The following is a 21,209-nucleotide window of genomic DNA, read 5'->3' as shown; positions in this document are numbered from 1 at the left end:
CAGCGCTTTTGTTTAAAAACCATATCTAGCACCTATCTGGAACTGGTATGGGTTACCTCCTAAACTTGATACGCCTGCGTTGGTATTAACCGCATACACGTATTGCTTATTGGCAGCATCAAAACTCTTAATAGTGTAAATGGAGGTTGTACCCAGGTTATGGTTAATGCCCCAGTTTTTGTTGATCAGGTTGCTAACGTTGAACAAGTCGCCGGTAATTTCCAAATAGTGTTTTTTGTATACGGTGATCTTTTTAATCAGGCGCAGATCAAACACACCATAAAATGGATTAACACCGCCATTACGTTCAGCAATTTTACCATAGCTGTTCATTATGTACTTCTTCATGCTTTTTTCAACCTTGGGATTGTTCAGGATGGCATTAATACCGTCTTTTAAATATTGCGGTGTAGATGCAGCATTAGGGTCATAGATATAGGCCAGGTCATTACTTGCCACAAAGTCGCCGTTCACGTTACCATTAACTGTTAATGAATATCTGGTACCACCTATGCCCGAAAAACGCAAACCTGCACTGAAACCATGAAATGTTGGCGAACTACCATAAAGCACAATCTTGTTTCTGAATTGATTATCAGAATAGCTTACCGCACTCAGGTTACGCGGATCATCTTTTACATATTGTACCAGCGTTGCAGTATTTGCAACGTTACCGTTGTAAGAGGTATTATCTTTAGTTTGGTTCCAGGTATAAGAGAAAGACACTTCGCCTTGTTTATAATAACGGTAATCCGCATCAACAACAAAAGCCATCTGATTAACCTTGCCTAAGCTTTCTAATTCTAACACACGGCCAACTTCGGTAGTTTTACGGCCTTGGGTCCAGTCGGCAGAACCATTAGATGCATTGATGGTGCTTGCCGGTACATAAACGCCGCGGTTATCTTCAGCTGCAATACGGAAGTAAGGCTGGTCTACCATGTTTTTGTCTACATAGGTGTAGTTGTTACGGCCTAAGCTAAGGTAACCGGCAACGGTAACACGGAAGTTTTGCGCAAAAAAGTGAGAGTAAGATAAATTGGCTTTATATACGGTGGGCACTTTTGCATCCTTTCCGTTCATATTAATGGTAGCCAGTTTAGGTATCGATGGGTTATTTAACAAGTCTATACCCGGTGCGGTATTAGGATCTTTGCGATAAGCAGGGAAATTTGGCGTAGGCACCTGCGCTCCTGTTAAATCAACGCTTAAAATATGCGAGCCATCAAAAAGCATATTGTTGATCATCGAATACGGGTTCAATGCCGAACCAAGTATGCCGCCGCCAAGCCTTATAATGTCTTTACCGTTTTGGTCTACATCCCAGGTAGCCTGCACACGTGGCTGTACCTGTAAAGTAGCCAGTTTGTTAGAGGTATTCAGCCCAAGCGTACGGTACACAACAGGGTTAAAGTTTGCACGATCAAGGTAATCGGTGTAATCAACACGTATACCTGCAGTAACATCAAGCCCGGGCGCAACGGTTGATTGTACCTGCGCATAAATGTTAGGCGTAAGGATATTGAACTTTATATTTCTGTCTGAAGAAGTGTAAATATCTCGCGCAAAACGGTATGGGGTAAGGTTATTAAAATTGGTTAAACCTGTAAAATAAAAACGGCCGTTAGTTTCACTACCATAAATTGAATTTTGATTAGTGAATGATAAGCCGCCACCTAAAGTGAAGTTGTATTTACCAACAGTCCAGTAAACATTGTCAACTAACTGTGCAACGTTGTTGTTAAAGTAGTCGTTACCATAACGCTGCCCGCCAAGTTGTATGGCTGTAGTATAAGTAGAGCCGTCTGCCGCAACTGAGCTAATATTTTGTACAATAGCACGGGGAATATTATCAGCAGGTAATTGGCTGTTGGCAAATAGCTTGTTGTACTCCCAGTAGTGCTGTACTTTTAATTCGTTGGTTAGCGTAGGGCTTAAAGTACTTCTTAAAGATGCCATTACGCTGTTGTTCATACTTTTACGGGTACTGTATACCTCGTAAAGGTTAATGGCGGTATTGTCACCGTCTGATTGGTTGTCCAGATCATAGATAAAATTATCCCTGATCGTGAACAGGTTTTTTGAATTGATTTGCCAGTCGATACGGGCAAACGCTGCATGGGTATTCTTAAATTTATCAAACTGGCCAAACTGCGGCGTATTAGCTACCCCGTATTTAGCCCTGGCTATGGTTAAGAAATTATCAAGGGTTGACTGTGTTACGTTGTTACGCTTCTCGTCATCTGCAGATTGAATATTAGCAATATACAAGGGCCTTGAATCGGCCTGATGATCCCAGGCGACAAAAAACTGTGCCTTATCTTTAACAATAGGGCCTCCTAAAGAGAAACCGTACTGATAGGTAGAGAATGACTGGTTACGCTTTAATCCGTTTAAACCATACGGGCTCGAAAGCCAGTTGGTACGTGCATAGGCAAATGCGCTTCCTGATAATACGTTAGTACCCGATTTGGTTACTGTACTGATGGTACCGCCACCTGCATTACCTAAGGTTACATCATATTGGTTGGTAACTACCTGAAACTCACGCACGGCTTCAAGCGATATAGAATAAGCACCGGTTGGCAGACCACCTGCTATCGTACTGCGGGCCGACATACCATCAATTGTATAATTGGTTGCAGAAGCAAGCTGACCATTAAGGCTGCCTCCCGAGCTAAGCGGAGATAAATCTGCAAGTGTGGTAAAATTACGACCATTAACAGGTAATTTGGCAATATCCCTTGCCGTTACAGCGGTTGAAGATCCGATATTTTCCACACGGTTACGTGTAGTAGCAGCAGTTACCTCTACAACGTTTAATTCCTGAACTTTTTCTTTCATGTTGAAAGAGACCTGAAGCAAATCGCCTTGGTTTAACGCAAAACCGGTTTGTTTCTGAGTAGCCATTCCTACGGTTGCTACCGTAATGCTATACGGAGAACCAAGTGGAATCTCTTTTAATAAAAATGCACCTTTGGAGTTTGATGCAGTTTTAATTGTAAAACCTGTCGACTCGTTTTTTACTGTAATGGTGGCATTAGGTAAAACTGCCCCATCAGGGCCTGTTACCTTACCAGATATTGTGGCCAGGTTAGTTTGGGCAAAACCCGCCGTGACAAACACAAAGCAGAACAGGCACATAAGGCATATTCTGGAAAAGAAAGTTTTAGTACTTAACATGTGTAACAATTTGGTTGCGCCAAAATTGCAAGTACTATGTTAAGTGGTTTTTCGTTGCAGGTTATTGTTAGGTTGTGAATAGATGATCATTATATTAACCACCCCATCTCCCTTAATAAATTGATAACGTTTAACTGTATTTTAAAAAACATAGGCAACAAACTTTTAATTTCTTTGAAATATTATCAATCAAAGCCTAAGAGTAACACTTTCAACACGTTAGCGCTGTTATATACTTAGTTAAGTATTTCTTAACGGAGCCGCTATAGCTGGCTTAAAAACAGCAGAAGCCGGACCTTATATGAATATGGTTAATGGCGTAACGTCTTATACATAAAGCTTATTGACCCACAGCAACCTCTTGATTTCCCTGGATCAATAAACTTTACAGTGACCTAACCCTACGACATACAGCACGCTTTAAAATCGACCGTTAATTAATGGTTTATCATTACATCAGGATTTTAAATTTAAGAAAGCATCCTTGTGCTCATTTGCAAAATCACTAAATGAACGCGGCTGACAATTAGTTAGTCTATAAACTTCTTCACTAAGATCATGATCATGGTTTTTTGCAACCACTTCTGCATATTGTACAACAAGTCCGTTAGCTAACCATCGGGATGCTCCGAATGTCCTCAATAAAATGCGAAATGCTAATGAAGGCAGATGTATATACCGTACTTTTTTACTTATAGCTTCTGATATTTTTAAAGCGATCTCTTTCATATCTAAAGCTTCAGGACCGTTAAGATAATAAGTAGCCCTTTTGTGATGGTCTTGTGTTAAAACATGATAAGCAACAATACCTATATCCTGCGCATCAATGTAGCCCACAAGCCCTTTACCACCAACCTGCGGCAAAAAGCCTTTGGAGATTGGCTTGGTCATGGTTAAAAAGTTTTGCATAAACGCAGTTGGCTTGAGTATCGTCCACGCTATACCAGATGCACGAAGGTGATGGTCTATATAAGCGTGAGCTTTTGCCCAGGGCACTAATGTCCTCAAATTTGCGTCAGAGGCAGAAACTCTCACAATGTAAGCAATCTGTTCTTCTTTTGCCACGTCAATAGCCTTCGTTTCACATTCAAGCTGATTCTCATTAGGCGCGCTCACCAAAAATAAACTACTACAGCCTTTCATGGCCGTTCTCAAGCTTTCGGGATTCTCAAAATCACCCAAAACAGCGTCGATGCCCTGCTTGCGGAATTTTTCTAATTGCTCTTCTTTGCGGCACATCGCACGAAATGCTTTGTTATTTTCAGCCAGTAATTGACATAGCTTTTGCCCAATAACACTTGTAGCTCCGGTTACTAAAATCATAATTTCGTCGTTTTATTTTCTGTTTTTTTAATTGAATGCTTAGATATCACAGGAGGTCATGCTTTACCATGATCAAAAAATGACCATCAGTCACTTTTGGGTTAAAAAAATTTATGCTTTAAGTCCGCTTACTATAATTTCTGAGTACATTATAAGCAGATCTTCTCTGCGTAGTTTCACAATCTCTTCAATAAAGACTTTCTTAGCTTCTATAAAATTCAGCAAACCCATACTGCTTCCCCAAATCATATAAGTACAGTATGAAGGGTCTAAGTCTTTTTTAATCAAGCCCGCCGACTGGCATTTTACCAGGTAACTGGTAAAATGATTTTTCAGTTGCAAGCTGATATTCACATAGTTTTGCACATTACTACTAAAATCTGGCCTTTCCATATAAATAAAAAGCTCAAACTGTTTCGGATACTTCAGGTAGAATTTATAGAGTGCCAGTATTAGTGCTTTTAAAGCTTCCAACATATCGTTTTCTTCCTCCACAGCTGCTTTAAAATAGTCAAGTAATATATTCAGTGCTTTAACGCTCACCTCTGCAAGCAAGTCATCCTTACTGTTATAATATTTGTAGATAGTTCCCTTGGCTACACCCAAATGAGCCACTACTTTATCAATTGTAAAATCCCGTGCGCCAACATTGGTCAATACATAATCTGCTGCATTGATAATTTGTTGTTCCCTGTCTGGCTTGGGAAGATGTTTATTTTTAACACGCATAAAGTGACCGTTAGTCATTTTATGACAACGGTTGATTTAATTTGTTTTATTTGATTAAAATTTGTTGATGACTTTACGAACAACAGTGTTATTAAATGCTTCCTGAGTATGGAAATTCGTATCTTAATGCCCTGTAAACTTCATCATCCCGATAACTATTCCGATCAGAAATGAAAGTAATGGAAAAGAGACCGACACCATGATGGACCTGATCAGCAAGGCCTTTTTAGAATATCCTGATTTAGAGAAAAACTGGTAGTAGAACCATATCCCGTAGAAGAAAGTGAAGCCGGCAATGCCTATGTAATAAATGCCTATAAGTACCTGTATATTGGTATAAAAGATGGTGATCACTGTAAACAGCAAGGCTACAATTAACTCTGCTGAAGTTTTGTAGGAGTTTAGCACCAAATGCTCTGCATAATTGAACTTTGCTTTTCTAAACCATACCAAACTAAAAAAAGAAGTGATAGGTATGGTGATTAACAATATTACCTTAGGATATTTTACAGAAAATTCTTCGAACGCGTTTATGGCATGTTTACTGGCCTCCGGTACTAGGTCAATCATCCTAATATGAGTGTAATGCGCAACCACACTTGATACTCCCAAAATGAGCAGCATAAGAGTTATGAAGTTAAAGTAATTAACCCTTTTACCCAGTATGTATGCCCTTGTACTGTTCCCTGGATTAGTAAATAACTGTTTAATCGTAAACAAAACACCCTTATCAACATGCCACACACCATGTATAAAATCGTGCGCAACCACATGCTTTAATGAGTAACGGTGTGTACTGGAAACCTGCCCGCAATTGCCGCAGTATTTTTCTGTCACCAGGTTTCCGCAGTTTAAACAGTTAGCCGCCAAATGTTCCATCATCATCTTTACTATTTTCGTTATTGTAGTTCTTTATTTATTGCATTAATGCTGCTGCCAATGGTAATAGCAACAACCTAAAATTGAGCATTAAATTATTTTGAGGTACTACACCAGCGTGTAGATTTGTAAATTGCCTTCAACATTACTTTATGACTCATAAAGACTTTACAAGCCTCCTTACCAAGAATAAGATTAAGCCGGGAGCTGATAATCAAAGGCCCCAGCCAAAAGATTACCTTCCTGCAATCAGCGCCTTTTCGCGTCTGACGTACGAAAGCATTTATATTATTGATTATGAAAAAATGGGATTCGAATACGTTTCTGAAAACCCATTATTCTTATGCGGATATACACCCGGGGAAGTGCTGGCAATGGGGTACGAGTTTTACTTCAGGAACGTACCCGAAAGCGACCTTGAACTGCTTACTAATATTAATAATGCAGGGTTCGATTTCTATGACAAGATCGTCCCGGAGGAGCGGAGCCTGTATACGATCACTTACGACTTTCATCTGAATACTAAAGACGGCGATCAGTTGCTGATCAACCATAAACTTACACCGCTGTTCATCAATGCCGACAATAAGATACAGTTAGCCATGTGTATCGTATCCATCTCTTATCAAAAAGATGCCGGTAACATTTACATTTATAAGCAGGGTACTACAGAAAGATGGGAATTAGATACAGCACAAGGCGTTTGGCGCAAATCGGTTACTCCGCAGCTAAACAAAAGGGAACTGGAAGTATTGCGGCTTCATGCCCGGGGGTTTGCTATCAATGCCATTGCAGAGAAACTGTTTGTAGTTCCGGATACCATTAAATATTACAGGCGCCGCATATTTGAAAAGTTGCAGGTTGGTAACATGACAGAAGCGCTGCAACGCGCTATTGACAGTAAAATAATTTAGATGGGAAGTCAATTTTCAGAATTAGCGTTCATTCGGGCTAATGACCAAAACTAAAGGTGGCTGAAATTGTGAATATCAGACTTGGTGAGACTGTTATTATTTCCGTTCAGTTAATTTTTTCCACTTCCAATCCTATAAGAGCCATTCAATTCTCAGTACAATTTCATTTTTTAACATAGTTTGACTCCTTACTGTTGGATGTTTTACTTTTTATTGATTTTTGGCTCACGGATTTTTGCTTTACTCATTACAGTTTGGTGCCAGGGCGTAGCTTTTTACAATTTTTTTTAAATAGGATCTATGGCAATTTCATTGATGTTGATAGCGGCAGCCGTTGCAATTAATACCCCTTTATGAAAATCACAACTGAAACTGTTGCCCAAAAACATACGCTGATACTCATTATCAGCACTTTTATTATCCGCGTTTTAATTGCCAAATACACCGGTTTGGGCATAGGCGAATCCTATTACTTTCGCGGGGCATTGCAGCTTGACCTTAGTTATTTTGATCAGCCACCTTTATTTTTCTGGTTAGGCTGGCTAAGCATTAAAACATTAGGGTTAAACACTTTGGGGCTGAGGTTCCCATCGGTATTACTATTTGCAGGTACATCATGGCTGCTCTTCTTAATTACCCGGATGATCTTTAACGCCCGTTCCGGTTTTTGGGCGGTAGTGATATTAAATCTTAGCGCAGTGTTTACAGTCCCTGTAGCCTGCTGGTTTCAACCCGATGCACCGCTGATGTTCTTTTGGCTGCTAAGCACTTATTTTATAGTCCAGCTATTGTTTAATAAAAACAGCGACGGTACAACGGCTAAGCGCAGCAACACACACATCTATTTTTTGTGGATCCTGATCGGCATCAGCATGGGATTGGCCACACTAAGCAAATATCATGTATTGTTCCTGTTTGTGGGAGTGTTTCTCTTCATCATCAATAATACAGATCAAAGGCATTGGCTTAAACACCCGGGGCCATACCTGGCTATATTAATTTCGCTGGCATTTGCATTTCCCATATTCTGGTGGAACTACCATAACCACTGGGTTTCATTTGTATTCCAGGGTTCACGGGCGGGCGCTCAGCATGGGCACTTTAAGCTTCACTTCGATTGGTTTTTCCGCAGCATTGCCGGACAAGCCGTATGGTTGCTGCCATGGATATGGGTACCTATAATGGGCCAGCTTGTTAAAAGTTATAAGGATCGTAAAATATCCGAAACTTACAGCTTCTTTATGTGGACATCTGTATTACCCATTGTGTTTTTTACACTGGTTACTTTATGGAGCGACCTGCAATATCACTTCCACTGGCAGGCACCTGGGTATTTAATGTTATTTATGCCTTTGGGTTATGCTATTGATCAAAGTCTAAGCAGTAACGAGCCACTTGCATCAAGGCGCACCCGCAGATGGCTACGGTTTACTACTATCTTCACGGTAGTTATTGTTACAATTCTTAACCTGCACCAAGTTACCGGTTTCTGGCAAGCCTATGGCCCCAGATGGGTGGTTAGCCTGGGCAACAGCAACAGCGACCCTACCATGCAAGGGGTTGATTATGATGACATTCTTACACGCTTTAAAAAAGAAGGCTGGCTTAATAACAATAAAGTATTTGCAGGCGGCACCCGCTGGTGGCTTACCGGTAAGGTAGACTGGGCTTTAAAAGGGCAGAAACCCGTTGTGGTTTTTGACCGCGACCCGCGCAACCTGGCTTTTCTGGTCAATCCGCTTACTCTGGTTGGTAAAGATGCGGTGGTGATCAGCCAGGACCATGCAGGTACTATACAGGAAGACGCTATGCCATTTTTTGACAGTGTAACCCAATTGCCTGATATTATTGTAAAACGTAACGGCCGTGCAGAACTTAACCTGCAGGTATATTATTGCAAAAACTTTCACGAAAGTAAAGTGCCCGTAGGCTTTTTGCCACTTTACCATCAGCTAAAAGGCGAGCCGCCTTTTTAAAAAATACACATGACTATGCCTGATACGGCCCGTATTTTAATGCGGATACCTCATTGATATTTATAATATTTGTGAACACTGATTAACTAAAGGATGGTTGACAAAAAAAATATTGGCCTTGAGCTGGGGAAAGCGATGCAGGAAATTCGCACCCTGATCAGGCAATATATACAGGCAATGCTGAAAGAAAACGACATCAACCTCACCTTTGAAATGCTGGAAGTGCTGTATGTCCTTTGGCAAAATGACGGTATCAACCAGCAGGAAATAGCAGACCTTACTTTGAGGGATAAATCCAGTGTCACTTACCTCATCGATAATATTGTTAAAAGGCACATGGTGACCCGCGTTGAGGACAAGCAAGACAGGCGCAACAAAAAAATATTCCTTACACCAGAAGGTGCCAGGCTAAAAGATCTTTTGGAGCCAAGTGTTGCACGGGCATATGGAAAAGCCCTTGGAGATGTACCAGCTAAAGATGCACAGGCATTGCTCATGCTACTTCAAAAAATGGTAGATAATCTTAAAACCTGCTAACCTTCGCTCTATTATTTACTACTTGACCATTAGTAACACATTGTGACATAAACGCTACAATTATAGTTGAATATTTAACAATTTGATATTTAACTTTGATCGTCTTATTACCTCATGGTTATGAAAAGCCTGTTAATTCCCTACGATAATTCTCCTGCCTGCGCTAACGCACTTACTTATGCTGCAGACATTTGCAAACATTATCATATCACCCGCATATATCTGCTTAAAAGCTATTATGTTTCGGCATTAGCGCAAATTTTACCTTCCGCTGATCTGGTACAGATAAGTACCGAAGAAGTACAGGAGTTTTATAATGAAAGCCTTAAAGAATTAGATAATGTAGAAAAAAAGCTATCGGCGCTTTGCGAAAACAAAGTCGTTATTGAGTCGATACTTACGGAGCAAACCATAGTAAGAGGGCTTTTGGAAACCGTTGCTGATGTATCACCGGATTATATTGTGATCGGTAGTGGCGGCAATAAGCCTGAGTTTGAAGGTTCGGTTAGCGAGCATGTTGTTGAAATTGCCCGTGTAAGCCCGATACCTGTACTGGTGGTACCGCCAATGGCAAAATTTAAGCCTGTTAAAAAGCTACTTATTCCATGCGATTTTGAAAATCTCAACCGCTTTTCATCATTAAAAACTTTGTGGGCTGCTGAACTTAGTTTGCAAACAGAGGTTATTGTGTACAATGTAGATCCGGAAAAAAAGTACTTAGGAAAAGAACAGGAACAGGAGCAGCTACTAAAAGCATTTATGGATAAGTACCACTTTACGGTAGCTTATTCCGGCGATAAGGATATTGTCGCCTCGGTCATATCATTCGCCCGTGAAAGCGGTGTTGATGCTATTGTAGCTTTACCCGGCAGCCATAGTTTCTTTTACAGGCTTACACACCAGAGCATTTCAGAAGGCCTGGCACAAAACACCAACTACCCGGTTTTTATTATGAAGTAGGACTTACATTTAACATCGGCTATTTGCTTTTTGCTATTTTAGCTGATCATAAATAAGCCTGCATGTTAACTTTAGAAGAGCTGGGAGAACGAATTTGCATCATTGGCCCCAGCTCCAGTGGTAAATCTACCCTTGCAAAAACTTTAGGGCAAAAATTAGGCTATGCAGTTTGCCATCTTGATCAGTTAGCACATGTGCCAAATACTAATTGGGAAGTGCGGGATAAAGCCTTGTTAAAAAAAGACCATCACCAATTTCTCATTGAAAACAATCAATGGATCATTGAAGGGAATTACAGCTTCCTGATGAAAGACAGGTTTGCGAAGGCTACCTATGTGATATGGCTTGACTTTGGGGTGGGTGGTTCTATAACACGATATATAAAACGAAGCATCAAAAACGCCGACAAAAGGCCGGGCAATCTGCCGGGTGCTAAAAGCCAATTCAGCTGGGCACTGATCCGTTATATTATTTTCTCTGCGCCTAAAAACCGCCCGAAATACCGTAATTTAATTAATGAAAGCAAGGTTAATCTTTTATACTTAGCTTCATATAAACAACTTAAAAACTATTACCGCTTTTGGGGTTTAAAGGCATAAGTATAATGGCTTGTGCCAAACATCAATTTCAATGCTCTTAAAACTAATTTACAAATACAGGCAATTGCTCATCTACGGTTTAAGCCTTGGTGTTTTGTTTATTATACTGAGATGGCTCGAGTGGCAGTTTATTTTTCAGCAGCAAGCGTTTAAAATTTATGGTGGCATTATAGCCATATTATTCACTGCTTTAGGCATCTGGATAGCGACTAAATTAATCTCACCAAAGGTTCAAACTATCATTTTAGAAAAAGAAGCCAGCTTCGATAGCCCTTTTGAAGTCAATCAAGCTGAAATTGACCGTCTGCGTTTAAGTAAACGTGAAATGGAGGTATTGCAATTAATGGCCGATGGATTAACCAACCCGCAAATTGCCGAAAAGCTGTTCGTTTCGCTAAATACCATTAAAACCCATAGCTCAAACCTGTTCTTGAAACTTGAAGTAACCCGGCGTACCGAGGCCATTAAAAATGCACGAAAGCTGCGATTGATTCCTTAATTTCACCCATAAACCATACAAAATTTTCAAAATCACCCGAAAGGGTGAACGCCAAAAGTGATTGATCGTCCATATTTGAGGCATATTTAAAACCTAATCAATGAAAAGGATCATTTTTATATGTGGTATTACCGCCGGGCTGATCAGTAGTTTATGGAGCATTTACGGCGATCATTTTCTTGGCAAAGATGTCTCGCTTAACGCACGTGTATGGTTTGGGTATGCCTCCATGGTGGTCGCATTTTCGCTGATATTTATTGGGGTAAAAAACTATCGCGACCAGTTTGGCAACGGAAGCATCAGCTTTGGGAAAGCCCTGCAAATCGCATTGCTGATCACCATTATTGCCTCAACGGTATACACTGTGGGTTGGATGATTAATTTCTATTATTTCCTTCCTGACTTTGGCGAAAAGTACATGGCTGCCATGCGTGCGCAACTGATAGCCAAAGGTGTTAGCGCGGCAGAGCTAAACAAGCAAATGGCCGACATGCAGGCTTATATGCAGCAATATAAAAATCCCCTTTACAACGCTATGGCAACCTATGCCGAGATACTTCCGGTAGGTATAACCATGTCGCTGCTTTGCGCACTGCTGCTCAAAAGAAACGCACAGGTTTCAACATCAAACAATTAAACTTAAACACGATAAATCATATGAAAAAAGTAACAGGAATTGGCGGTGTATTTTTTAAATGCGCAAACCCAAAGGCCATGAACGATTGGTATGCTAAAAACCTCGGCTTACCAACCAGCGATTACGGTGCAACTTTTGAATGGGTAGATGCTGAAGACAGCTCAAAAAAAGGCTCCACAACATGGTCTACCTTTTCGCACGATTCAAATCATTTCGCCCCGTCTGAAAAACCTTTCATGATCAATTACCGTGTGGAAAATATTGAAGCATTGGTAGAAGATCTGAAGAAAGAAAACGTAACCGTAGTAGATGAAATAGCTGCTTATGATTATGGAAAGTTTGTCCACATAATGGATCCGGAAGGCAATATCATTGAATTGTGGGAGCCAGCCGACGAATAGCTTTTACCCCGTAAACATTAAATTTTATTAATACAACCTGATTAAGTGTGTAGCAAGCTATATTGCGCTGTATTTACCGCGACAACGAAATGCTATCTAAAAAAGCGCTTGCTATAACATTGCTTCTATTTGCCACTTTCAAATTAGTGATGGCACAGGACGAGTTTAAAATTTTAAAGTCAGAGCTTGTTTTTAACAACCCACCTTTTAATAATTGCCATGCTTCAACTATTATTGAAACACAATCGGGCAGGTTATTAATGGCTTGCTTTGGCGGTTCGCAAGAAGGCAAAAAAGATGTTTCCATCTGGCTTACTGATCTTGGTATTAAAAACCCCGAACCGCATATTGTTGCCGATGGTATGGTGAGCGACACCTTACGCTACCCTGCCTGGAACCCTGTACTTTTTAAAGACCCTAAAGGCAAACTGTTTTTGTTTTATAAAGTAGGCCCCAACCCGCGCGAGTGGTGGGGGATGTACAAAACATCAAATGATAATGGCGTTACATGGTCGGCAGCTGTTAAACTATCCAAAGGCATTTTAGGCCCTATCAAAAATAAGCCTGTGCAAATAAGTAAAAATCTTATCCTTTCACCATCAAGTGTGGAAGAAGCTAACGGCAGGTGGAAAGCCCATTTGGAGAAATCAACCGACGATGGCAGAACATGGTCGATAATCCCCTTAGATACCGCCAAAGCGTTCGATGTGATACAGCCAAGCATTTTAAAATACCCTGACCATAAATTGCAGTTGCTGATGCGCAGCAAACAAGGCGCGGTGGCGCAATGCTGGTCGGATGATGATGGCAAAACCTGGAGCAAAATTTCTGCGACGAGCCTCTTAAACCCAAACTCAGGCACCGATGCTGTAACCTTAAAAAGCGGCAAGCAATTGATTGTTTACAACCCGGACGTACCTGGTAAAGATTGGTATAATGGCAGGGGCAAATTAAGAGTGGCTTGCTCAACCGACGGCGAAACCTGGAAAGACATTGCCGTACTTGAAAACGGCGACAAAGAGGAATACAGTTACCCGGCAATTATTCAAACCAAAGACGGGCTGATACACATCACTTATACCTACAACAGAAAAAATATAAAGCATGTAGTGATGCAGGAAATAAAATAGCGTTTACTTGTTTATTTTACTTCCGAACAATATTTCAAACACAATGCCTACCAGCAATGCGGTAAAAGCCATAAATGTTAACAGTAGTTTCTTCATACCCTTATTTGTTTACACTTTAAAGGAACAAACAATAGCCGGGCCATAAAAACGCAATAGACTAAGCCCAACAGAAAATATACAAAACCGTAAATCTTAGCGACAAGGTAAATTAAAGACCGGCGCGTAAAATGTGTATGTTTATAGCAACAATGAGAAAGCTTCTTTTAATACTGATGCTTGGCATCATGGCAAGTGCTAACAGCTATAGCCAGGTTAAAAACACTTTTACAATAGACAATGGCAGTTTCGTTTTAAACGGAAAGCCTGTACAGATACACTCGGGCGAAATGCACTTTGCCCGTATACCGCAGCCCTACTGGCGTCACCGCTTAAAAATGCTTAAAGCAATGGGCTTAAATGCTGTTGCTACTTACGTTTTCTGGAACCATCATGAAATTGCACCAGGCGTTTGGGATTTCAAAACAGGCAACCGCAACATCCGAGAGTTTATTAAAACCGCACAGCAGGAAGGCCTGATGGTAATTCTACGTCCCGGTCCTTATGCCTGTGCCGAATGGGAGTTTGGCGGCTACCCTTGGTGGCTGCAAAAAGATCATAACCTGGTGATCAGAAGTAAGAACAAAAACTTTTTAGATTCCTGCCGTACGTACATCAATCATCTTTTAGGGCAGGTTAAAGATCTGCAGATCACCCACGGCGGCCCTATTATTATGATACAGGCCGAAAACGAATTCGGCTCTTATGTAGATCAGCGTAAGGATATTCCGCTCGAAGATCATAAAGCTTACAGCACTGCTATAAAGGATATGCTTTTGAAAGCAGGTGTGGATGTTCCGCTGTTTACTTCAGATGGCGACTGGCTGTTTGCCGGTGGTACCATAGCAGGGGCATTACCTACCGCCAACGGGGAAACCAATACTGCTAATCTTAAAAAACTGGTTAAGCAATTTAACGGCGGCAAGGGTCCTTATATGGTAGCCGAATATTATCCCGGCTGGTTAGATCATTGGGGCGAAAAGTTTGAGAAAGTACCAACGGAAAATGTCATTAAAGACCTTGAAAGTTTTTTAAAAGATACGGTATCGTTTAATATCTACATGGCACATGGTGGTACCAACTTTGGTTTTACCAGTGGCGCAAACTACAACAAAGAGCACAATATACAGCCTGATATTACCAGCTACGATTACGACGCCCCTGTTAGCGAAGCAGGATGGGCTACGCCAAAATATATTGCTATACGCAATCTGATCAAAAACCATGTTGATTATCCTGTTCCGGCCATCCCTGCGGCCCCACCGGTAATCGAAATAAAAAACATTAAGCTTACTACTTCGGCTAATTTGCTGGATTGGGCTAAGAAACAGAAGCCAGTTGTAAGCGATACCCCTCGCACTTTTGAAGACCTTAACCAGGGGCATGGCTATGTGCTTTACAGCCGCAAATTTAACAAAGCCATCAGCGGCGAGCTGCAAATACCGGGCATAAGGGATTATGCAACAGTTTATATCAATGGCAAACGGGTGGGCGAATTAAACAGGCAAAGCAATGTGTATACCTGCAAAATTGATATACCAGCCAATAGCACACTCGACCTATTAGTTGAAAACATGGGCCGCATTAATTATGGCGCCGAGATTGTGCATAACCTGAAAGGTATCACCGGCGATGTAAAAATTGACGGGCAAAAAATAACCGGCAACTGGCAAATGTATAAATTGCCAATGAGTACAGTACCTGCATTGAATACAGCATCACATGCTGTAAAAAGCGCACCTGCACTTTATAAAGGATCATTTACTTTAAGCAAAACAGGTGACACCTTTATAGATACGAAAGATTGGGGTAAGGGAATCATCTTTGTGAATGGCATCAATTTAGGCAGGTACTGGAATGCTGGGCCGCAGCAAACGCTGTATCTTCCGGGTTGCTGGCTTAAAAAAGGCGTTAACAGTATTTTGATCATGGATCAGCTGAATGACACCATACAAAAAAGTATCAGCACGGTGAACAAGCCTGTTATTGATGCCCCTGTAAAGTAGATTAGGATAATACGCCCAACTCTTGCTTCGGGAAAATCTGTTGTTTACATTTGATAATGGCGTTTCCGGAGTTTGAGAACTATTTAAAATCCTTAACAGATCTGTCTGATGCCGAAGTTGCGCGTATCAGCGCTTTGGCTAAGGAAAGGAAACTTCGTAAAAATGAATTTTTACTGCGCGAAGGCGAAATATGCCGACATAAAACATTTGTTTTAAAAGGGATGCTCCGCAATTTCGGAACAGCGCCCGATGGTAGCGAACACATCCTGCAATTCTCGCCGGAGCTAACCTGGACACTGGATGCAGAAAGTTACGATAACCTATCGCCTGCGCGTTACAGTATTTGCGCGGTAGAACCAACTGAGGTTTTACAGTGGACAAAAAATGATTTTAATACTCTGCTCATCGAAAGCCCTAAGCTAAAATCACTGTCGGAAAAGATCATATCCCGAAACATCTATAACAGCCGCCAGCGGTTGCTTACTGCGCTTAGTGCCACGCCCGAAGAAAAATATGAGGACTTTATAAAGCAGCATCCCGGCATGCTTTCCAGGTTGCCTTTAAAAATGATAGCCGCCTACCTGGGTATCTCCTTAAAAACACTTACCCGTATCCGCCATGCACAGCTGCTTGCCACAAAATAGAATTATGGTCATTTGACCATGTTTAGTAAATGGCGCTGCTGCAATTTTGTGTTACAATAAATAAATGAACCTATGCGTGTATTTGTAACAGGAGCCTCGGGATTTGTAGGCTCGGCCATTGTAGATGATTTAATTAAAGCAGGGCACCAGGTGTTAGGCCTTGCACGGTCTGAAAGTTCTGTTGAAAAAGTAAAAGCCGCCGGAGCAGATGTTCACCATGGCGATATTTACGACCTTGAGAGCATTAAACAGGGGGCAATGCAGTGTGATGCCGTAATTCACACCGCTTTTAACCACGATTTTTCGAAATTTAAAGACAACTGCGAAACCGACCGTAAGGTAATCGCGACACTGGGTGAAGCGCTAAGGGGTACTGAAAAACCTTTAGTAGTAACGTCAGGAGTTGGCTTGCTAAGATCAGACCATATCGTTACTGAAGATGAACTACCCCAAAGTTCTGAAGTGATGCCACGTGCAGCATCAGAAGAGGCGGCCCGTGCCGCAGCAGCGCAAGGCGTTGATGCTTACATTGTGCGCTTACCACCAACTACACACGATAAAGGCGACCACGGGTTTATTCCAATGGTAATTAACATGGACAAGGAAAAAGGTATGGCGGCATATGTTGGCGATGGCAGTAACCGCTGGCCTGCTGTCCACCGTTCAGATGCAGCAACTTTATACCGGCTAATTATCGAAAAACGCCCTGAATTAAAAGTGTTCCATCCTGTGGCAGAAGAGGGAATACCATTCCGCGAAATTGCAGAAGCCATAGGCAAAGGCCTGCAATTACCTGTTGAAAGTAAGAGCGGCGAAGAGGCTGCAGCACATTTCGGCTGGTTTTTACACTATGCAAGTTTTAACTGCCCCTCATCAAGCGAAAAAACGCGGGCTGCTTTAAACTGGGAACCTAAAGGGCCCTCACTAATGGCCGATCTGGAAGCAGGGCACTATTTTAAAAAATAGAAAATAACGGTATTTAATTGTGCGGCGCTGCTGATAATACTGGCAGCGCCGCTTGTTTTTTAAAAAAATTGAAAAGAAGTCGCCGGTAAACCAAACAAAACTGTTTTTAAATCTTTAACAAAATATATTGTTTACAACTTAAGTGAATGCATAAAGTATTTACTCAAAGTTGTTTATTTGCGTTTAATTAACTTACCTATTATATCGACTATTTTTACGGTGCCTAATTTATATCCCTTTTTGGAAGGTGGCGGACAGTTGGGGGAGCTGATCCGTAACACAGATTGGTCAAAAACCAGCTTTGGCACACCGGATACATGGCCGGATAGCCTTACTTCTGCTGTGAGCATTATTCTTAACTCGGGATTTCCGATTGCAGTTTACTGGGGCAAAGATTTCAGTTTGATATACAATGATTCCTGGAGCAGTATACCTGGCGACAAGCATCCCTGGGGATTAGGCAAACCCGGTGCTGTGGTATGGCCGGAGATATGGGAGGGAATTAAGGACGAATTTGAATCAGTGCTTTCAGAAGGTAAATCGTATCGTCGCCCGGATGCGCCATTATACATGTACAGGTATGGTTATACAGAAGAATGCTTCTTTGACTATACATTATCACCTGTAAAAGCTAAGGATGGTTCAACCGGCGGTATATTTAACGCCGTTATAGAAACTACGTTCAAGGTAATCCATGAGCGACGCACAAAGGTCATTAACCAGTTAATGGCTAATAAGTATGTTTCACATGATCAATCACAAGCCACTGCGGTAATCAAAGGTATACTTGAAAACGCAAAGGTTGATATTCCTTTTTTTGCGCTTTACATTTCGCCACAAGAGTATAAATATGTTTTATCGGCCTCATCAGGGCTATCAGCTAAAAACTTCTTAGCCGCCCATGACCTGAACATCAGTGCCCTTATCAATCTGCACGATGGTTACATTAATGATATACAATCTATTTTCCAGGAGCCGACACACCAATACTGGCCCGAGCCTGTAAAAGAAGCTTTAATTGTACCTATTGCAACCGGCGAGGCCAGGCTTAAGGGTTATTTATTATTTGGCATTTCGGCACGCAAAAGGCTGGACAATGAATACAGTAACTTTTTGCAAGCCGTTGGTATGCATGTAGGCACCATACTAAACAATGCGTTGGCCTATCAAACAAGCGAAGCTTATCAGAACGAGCTGGCCATTAATGAGGAACTTGCAGCTGCAAATGAAGAATTGGCAGCAGTAAACGAAGAGTTGCAGCTTACACAGGAGCATCTGCATAAATTAAACACCGAGTTGGAAGACCGTGTGCAGGAACGCACATTTCAACTTGCAGAAGAACGCGATAAACTGAAACGCTTTTTTATGCAGGCGCCCGCAGGTATTTGTATTTTAACCGGCCCAGACCTGGTGTTTGAACTGGTAAACAAGCCATACCAGGAGCTGCTGCCAGACAGGCAATTGCTTGGACGACCGATATTTGAAGCCATGCCCGAGATTAAAGACCAGCCTGTTGGTGAGATCCTACGACATGTTTACCATACCGGCCAGGCTTATGAAGGCAAGGAAATACATGCTCCTATTGCCACGGCAGAAGGCACAGCAGTTGTAGACCGCTACTTTAATTTTTATTATCAACCCCGGTTTGCTGCTGATGGCAGTACCGAGGGTATAATGGCTTTTGTTTACGAAGTAACACAACTGGTAGAATCCCGCAAGCAATCAGAAGCAAGCGAGCGTAACCTGCGCGAACTGGTAATGGCTTCTCATTATCCCTTAATGATTTTAAGGGGCAATGAATATGTGGTAGAGGTTGCTAATGAACAATTAGCAGCGCTGTGGAACAAAAACCTTGATAGCATTCTTGGCCATAAACTGTTAGCTATTTTACCAGAGCTCGTTGACCAACCTTTCCCGGCACTGTTAAAACAGGTTTATGATACCGGCGTACCTTACGGACAGGAGGAGGAAGTATTTTATCTTGATACGGAAGAAGGCCGCCTTACCCGGTACATTAGCTTTTATTACGATCCGCTGAAGGACGAAAAAGGCAACGTAAGCGGCATTATTGTAGCCGCAGCCGATATTACAGACATGGTTCGTTCGCGGCAGCTTTTGCAGGAAAGCTACGACATGCAGCAGTCGCTGAATGAAGAAATCAGTGCAACAAATGAAGAACTTGCTTCTGCTAACGAAGAGCTGCAAACCACCAACGAAGAATTATACCTTGCACAAAACCGGCTCGAAAACTATGTAAGCGAATTAGCCGCAAGCGAATCGCGTTTCCGTTCGCTGATACAGGATGCCCCTGTTGCTATAGGTGTATTACGTACGCGCGAACTGATTATCGAAGCAGCCAATACTTCTATTTTAAAACTTTGGGGTAAATCTGCTGACATTATAGGTAAAAACCTGGCCGATGCCCTGCCCGAACTCAGGGGGCAGGCCTACCTTAAACTGCTTGATGATGTTTATACATCCGGCGTGGCTTACAGGGGAGACGAGTCAAAAGCTTTATTAGAGCATGCCGGAACCCTGGAAGAGTACTTCTTTAACTTTGTTTATCAGCCGTTATTTGATAGCCGGGGTAATACCGATGCAATAATGGTTGTAGCAATTGATGTTACACCGCAAGTAAAGTCGCGCAAGGCATTAGAGCAGGCGCAGGACTCTTTAAAACTTGCGTTTAATGCCGCTGAACTGGGTAGCTTTGATATGGACCTTGAAAAAGGAACATTATTTTGGGATAAACGTTGCCGTACCCTGTTTGGCGTAAGCCATAATGATGAAGTAACCTATGAAAAGGATTTCATCAACGGACTGCATCCCGAAGACCGCGAGCGCATATTAAAGGTTATAGATAATGTATATAACAAAGCCCTCAGCAATGGCGATTACGATGTGGAATACCGTACCGTTGGCATGGATGATGGAAAGCTACGCTGGTTAAGGGCAAAAGGCAAGGCTTATTTTGACGATAACGATAAACCGGTACGCTTTGTAGGTAGCGTACTTGATATTACCGAACAAAAGCTTGACGAGATCAGGAAAAACGATTTTATTGGCATGGTAAGCCATGAGCTTAAAACGCCATTAACATCCTTAACTGCTTATTTGCAAGTATTACTGTCTAAAGCCAGAAAGCAACAAGACGGTTTTACTACAGATGCACTGAGCAAAGCTAATCAGCAGGCAAAAAGGATGAGCACCATGATCAATGGTTTCCTTAACGTTTCAAGGCTTGAATCCGGAAAGATACAATTAGAAAAACAGGATTTCTTTTTAAATGATCTGATCACAAGCGTTATCGAAGAAGCAAATCTGATGTCAGGATCACATAATATTCAGTTTACGCCTTGTGAAAACATTCCTGTTCATGCCGATATGGATAAAATTGGCTCTGTAATTACTAACCTGGTCAGTAACGCTATTAAATATTCGCAAAAGGGGCAGCTAATACACCTCAGTTGCAGCGTTACAGACCATGAGGCCAAAGTATCAGTAAAAGATGAAGGGATGGGGATAAAGTCCGAAGACCAGCAAAAATTATTTGAACGCTATTACAGGGTAGAAAACCAGCATGCAAAACATATATCAGGATTTGGCATTGGCTTGTATCTTTCGGCAGAAATTATCCACCGCCACGAAGGTAAAATTGGCGTGGAGAGCGAATTAGGCAAGGGAAGTAATTTTTGGTTTACGCTGCCTTTGAAATAAGCAGGGTTGCAAT

17 protein-coding genes are annotated in these 21,209 nt (G+C 41.7%); 13 read left to right on the top strand and 4 right to left on the bottom strand.

The window, feature by feature from the left end; all coding sequences use genetic code 11:
* Nucleotides 1-12: 12 nt before the first annotated feature.
* The 4 genes from PQ461_RS01575 to PQ461_RS01560 all read right to left on the bottom strand — a co-directional run bounded on the left by PQ461_RS01575 (nucleotide 13) and on the right by PQ461_RS01560 (nucleotide 6,120).
* A complete protein-coding gene (locus PQ461_RS01575; RefSeq protein ID WP_274207872.1) occupies nucleotides 13-3,126 on the bottom strand; it encodes a TonB-dependent receptor in 3,114 nt (1,037 codons plus the stop codon).
* Between the two features lie 513 nt (nucleotides 3,127-3,639).
* Nucleotides 3,640-4,506 carry an SDR family oxidoreductase gene (locus PQ461_RS01570; protein ID WP_274207871.1) on the bottom strand — a complete coding sequence of 289 codons (867 nt, stop codon included), beginning with the start codon at nucleotides 4,504-4,506 and terminating at the stop codon, nucleotides 3,640-3,642.
* 111 nt (nucleotides 4,507-4,617) lie between these two features.
* Nucleotides 4,618-5,253, bottom strand: coding sequence for a TetR/AcrR family transcriptional regulator (locus PQ461_RS01565; protein ID WP_274207870.1), 636 nt, complete (start codon nucleotides 5,251-5,253; stop codon nucleotides 4,618-4,620).
* Between the two features lie 105 nt (nucleotides 5,254-5,358).
* Nucleotides 5,359-6,120, bottom strand: coding sequence for a DUF3667 domain-containing protein (locus PQ461_RS01560; RefSeq protein ID WP_274207869.1), 762 nt, complete (start codon nucleotides 6,118-6,120; stop codon nucleotides 5,359-5,361).
* Nucleotides 6,121-6,266: 146 nt separating this feature from the next.
* Between PQ461_RS01560 and PQ461_RS01555 the strand changes: the two genes are divergently transcribed.
* From PQ461_RS01555 to PQ461_RS01495, 13 genes are all read left to right on the top strand, one after another.
* On the top strand, nucleotides 6,267-7,028 hold the full coding sequence (locus PQ461_RS01555) for a response regulator transcription factor (protein ID WP_274207868.1): 762 nt from the start codon (nucleotides 6,267-6,269) through the stop codon (nucleotides 7,026-7,028).
* A 353-nt stretch (nucleotides 7,029-7,381) separates the two neighbouring features.
* Nucleotides 7,382-9,004 carry an ArnT family glycosyltransferase gene (locus tag PQ461_RS01550; RefSeq protein WP_274207867.1) on the top strand — a complete coding sequence of 541 codons (1,623 nt, stop codon included), beginning with the start codon at nucleotides 7,382-7,384 and terminating at the stop codon, nucleotides 9,002-9,004.
* A 93-nt stretch (nucleotides 9,005-9,097) separates the two neighbouring features.
* A complete protein-coding gene (locus tag PQ461_RS01545) occupies nucleotides 9,098-9,541 on the top strand; it encodes a MarR family winged helix-turn-helix transcriptional regulator (protein WP_274207866.1) in 444 nt (147 codons plus the stop codon).
* Nucleotides 9,542-9,661: 120 nt separating this feature from the next.
* Entirely contained in the window at nucleotides 9,662-10,501 is an 840-nt protein-coding gene (locus tag PQ461_RS01540) for a universal stress protein (protein WP_274207865.1), read from the top strand.
* Nucleotides 10,502-10,563: 62 nt separating this feature from the next.
* Nucleotides 10,564-11,100: a P-loop NTPase family protein gene (locus PQ461_RS01535; protein ID WP_274207864.1), complete on the top strand. Its 537-nt coding sequence runs from the start codon at nucleotides 10,564-10,566 to the stop codon at nucleotides 11,098-11,100.
* Nucleotides 11,101-11,131: 31 nt separating this feature from the next.
* The gene (locus tag PQ461_RS01530) at nucleotides 11,132-11,599 is read left to right on the top strand and encodes a response regulator transcription factor (RefSeq protein WP_274207863.1); all 468 of its coding nucleotides are present in this window, start codon (nucleotides 11,132-11,134) and stop codon (nucleotides 11,597-11,599) included.
* A 100-nt stretch (nucleotides 11,600-11,699) separates the two neighbouring features.
* Nucleotides 11,700-12,236 carry a DUF4199 domain-containing protein gene (locus tag PQ461_RS01525; protein ID WP_274207862.1) on the top strand — a complete coding sequence of 179 codons (537 nt, stop codon included), beginning with the start codon at nucleotides 11,700-11,702 and terminating at the stop codon, nucleotides 12,234-12,236.
* Between the two features lie 20 nt (nucleotides 12,237-12,256).
* Nucleotides 12,257-12,637 (top strand): VOC family protein, encoded by a 381-nt coding sequence (locus PQ461_RS01520; protein ID WP_274207861.1) that lies wholly within the window; start codon nucleotides 12,257-12,259, stop codon nucleotides 12,635-12,637.
* Between the two features lie 89 nt (nucleotides 12,638-12,726).
* Nucleotides 12,727-13,767 carry a sialidase family protein gene (locus PQ461_RS01515; protein ID WP_274207860.1) on the top strand — a complete coding sequence of 347 codons (1,041 nt, stop codon included), beginning with the start codon at nucleotides 12,727-12,729 and terminating at the stop codon, nucleotides 13,765-13,767.
* Between the two features lie 248 nt (nucleotides 13,768-14,015).
* A complete protein-coding gene (locus PQ461_RS01510) occupies nucleotides 14,016-15,869 on the top strand; it encodes a glycoside hydrolase family 35 protein (RefSeq protein ID WP_274207859.1) in 1,854 nt (617 codons plus the stop codon).
* Nucleotides 15,870-15,925: 56 nt separating this feature from the next.
* The gene (locus PQ461_RS01505) at nucleotides 15,926-16,513 is read left to right on the top strand and encodes a Crp/Fnr family transcriptional regulator (protein ID WP_274207858.1); all 588 of its coding nucleotides are present in this window, start codon (nucleotides 15,926-15,928) and stop codon (nucleotides 16,511-16,513) included.
* Nucleotides 16,514-16,585: 72 nt separating this feature from the next.
* Nucleotides 16,586-17,479 carry an SDR family oxidoreductase gene (locus PQ461_RS01500; protein WP_274207857.1) on the top strand — a complete coding sequence of 298 codons (894 nt, stop codon included), beginning with the start codon at nucleotides 16,586-16,588 and terminating at the stop codon, nucleotides 17,477-17,479.
* 219 nt (nucleotides 17,480-17,698) lie between these two features.
* Nucleotides 17,699-21,196 (top strand): PAS domain-containing protein, encoded by a 3,498-nt coding sequence (locus PQ461_RS01495; protein WP_274207856.1) that lies wholly within the window; start codon nucleotides 17,699-17,701, stop codon nucleotides 21,194-21,196.
* Nucleotides 21,197-21,209 lie beyond the last annotated feature (13 nt).

Source organism: Mucilaginibacter sp. KACC 22063, from assembly GCF_028736115.1.
Lineage (GTDB): Bacteria > Bacteroidota > Bacteroidia > Sphingobacteriales > Sphingobacteriaceae > Mucilaginibacter.
Note: the sequence above shows the minus strand (reverse complement) of the source record. Positions and strands in the feature narration are given on the sequence as shown.

Bases quoted from the DNA above. Each gene is read 5' to 3' on its own strand.
- PQ461_RS01570 (WP_274207871.1), bottom strand. From the start codon at position 4,506: ATGATTTTAGTAACCGGAGCTACAAGTGTTATTGGGCAAAAGCTATGT.
- PQ461_RS01565 (WP_274207870.1), bottom strand. From the start codon at position 5,253: ATGACTAACGGTCACTTTATGCGTGTTAAAAATAAACATCTTCCCAAG.
- PQ461_RS01560 (WP_274207869.1), bottom strand. From the start codon at position 6,120: ATGATGATGGAACATTTGGCGGCTAACTGTTTAAACTGCGGAAACCTG.
- PQ461_RS01555 (WP_274207868.1), top strand. From the start codon at position 6,267: ATGACTCATAAAGACTTTACAAGCCTCCTTACCAAGAATAAGATTAAG.
- PQ461_RS01550 (WP_274207867.1), top strand. From the start codon at position 7,382: ATGAAAATCACAACTGAAACTGTTGCCCAAAAACATACGCTGATACTC.
- PQ461_RS01545 (WP_274207866.1), top strand. From the start codon at position 9,098: ATGGTTGACAAAAAAAATATTGGCCTTGAGCTGGGGAAAGCGATGCAG.
- PQ461_RS01540 (WP_274207865.1), top strand. From the start codon at position 9,662: ATGAAAAGCCTGTTAATTCCCTACGATAATTCTCCTGCCTGCGCTAAC.
- PQ461_RS01535 (WP_274207864.1), top strand. From the start codon at position 10,564: ATGTTAACTTTAGAAGAGCTGGGAGAACGAATTTGCATCATTGGCCCC.
- PQ461_RS01530 (WP_274207863.1), top strand. From the start codon at position 11,132: ATGCTCTTAAAACTAATTTACAAATACAGGCAATTGCTCATCTACGGT.
- PQ461_RS01525 (WP_274207862.1), top strand. From the start codon at position 11,700: ATGAAAAGGATCATTTTTATATGTGGTATTACCGCCGGGCTGATCAGT.
- PQ461_RS01520 (WP_274207861.1), top strand. From the start codon at position 12,257: ATGAAAAAAGTAACAGGAATTGGCGGTGTATTTTTTAAATGCGCAAAC.
- PQ461_RS01515 (WP_274207860.1), top strand. From the start codon at position 12,727: ATGCTATCTAAAAAAGCGCTTGCTATAACATTGCTTCTATTTGCCACT.
- PQ461_RS01510 (WP_274207859.1), top strand. From the start codon at position 14,016: ATGAGAAAGCTTCTTTTAATACTGATGCTTGGCATCATGGCAAGTGCT.
- PQ461_RS01505 (WP_274207858.1), top strand. From the start codon at position 15,926: ATGGCGTTTCCGGAGTTTGAGAACTATTTAAAATCCTTAACAGATCTG.
- PQ461_RS01500 (WP_274207857.1), top strand. From the start codon at position 16,586: ATGCGTGTATTTGTAACAGGAGCCTCGGGATTTGTAGGCTCGGCCATT.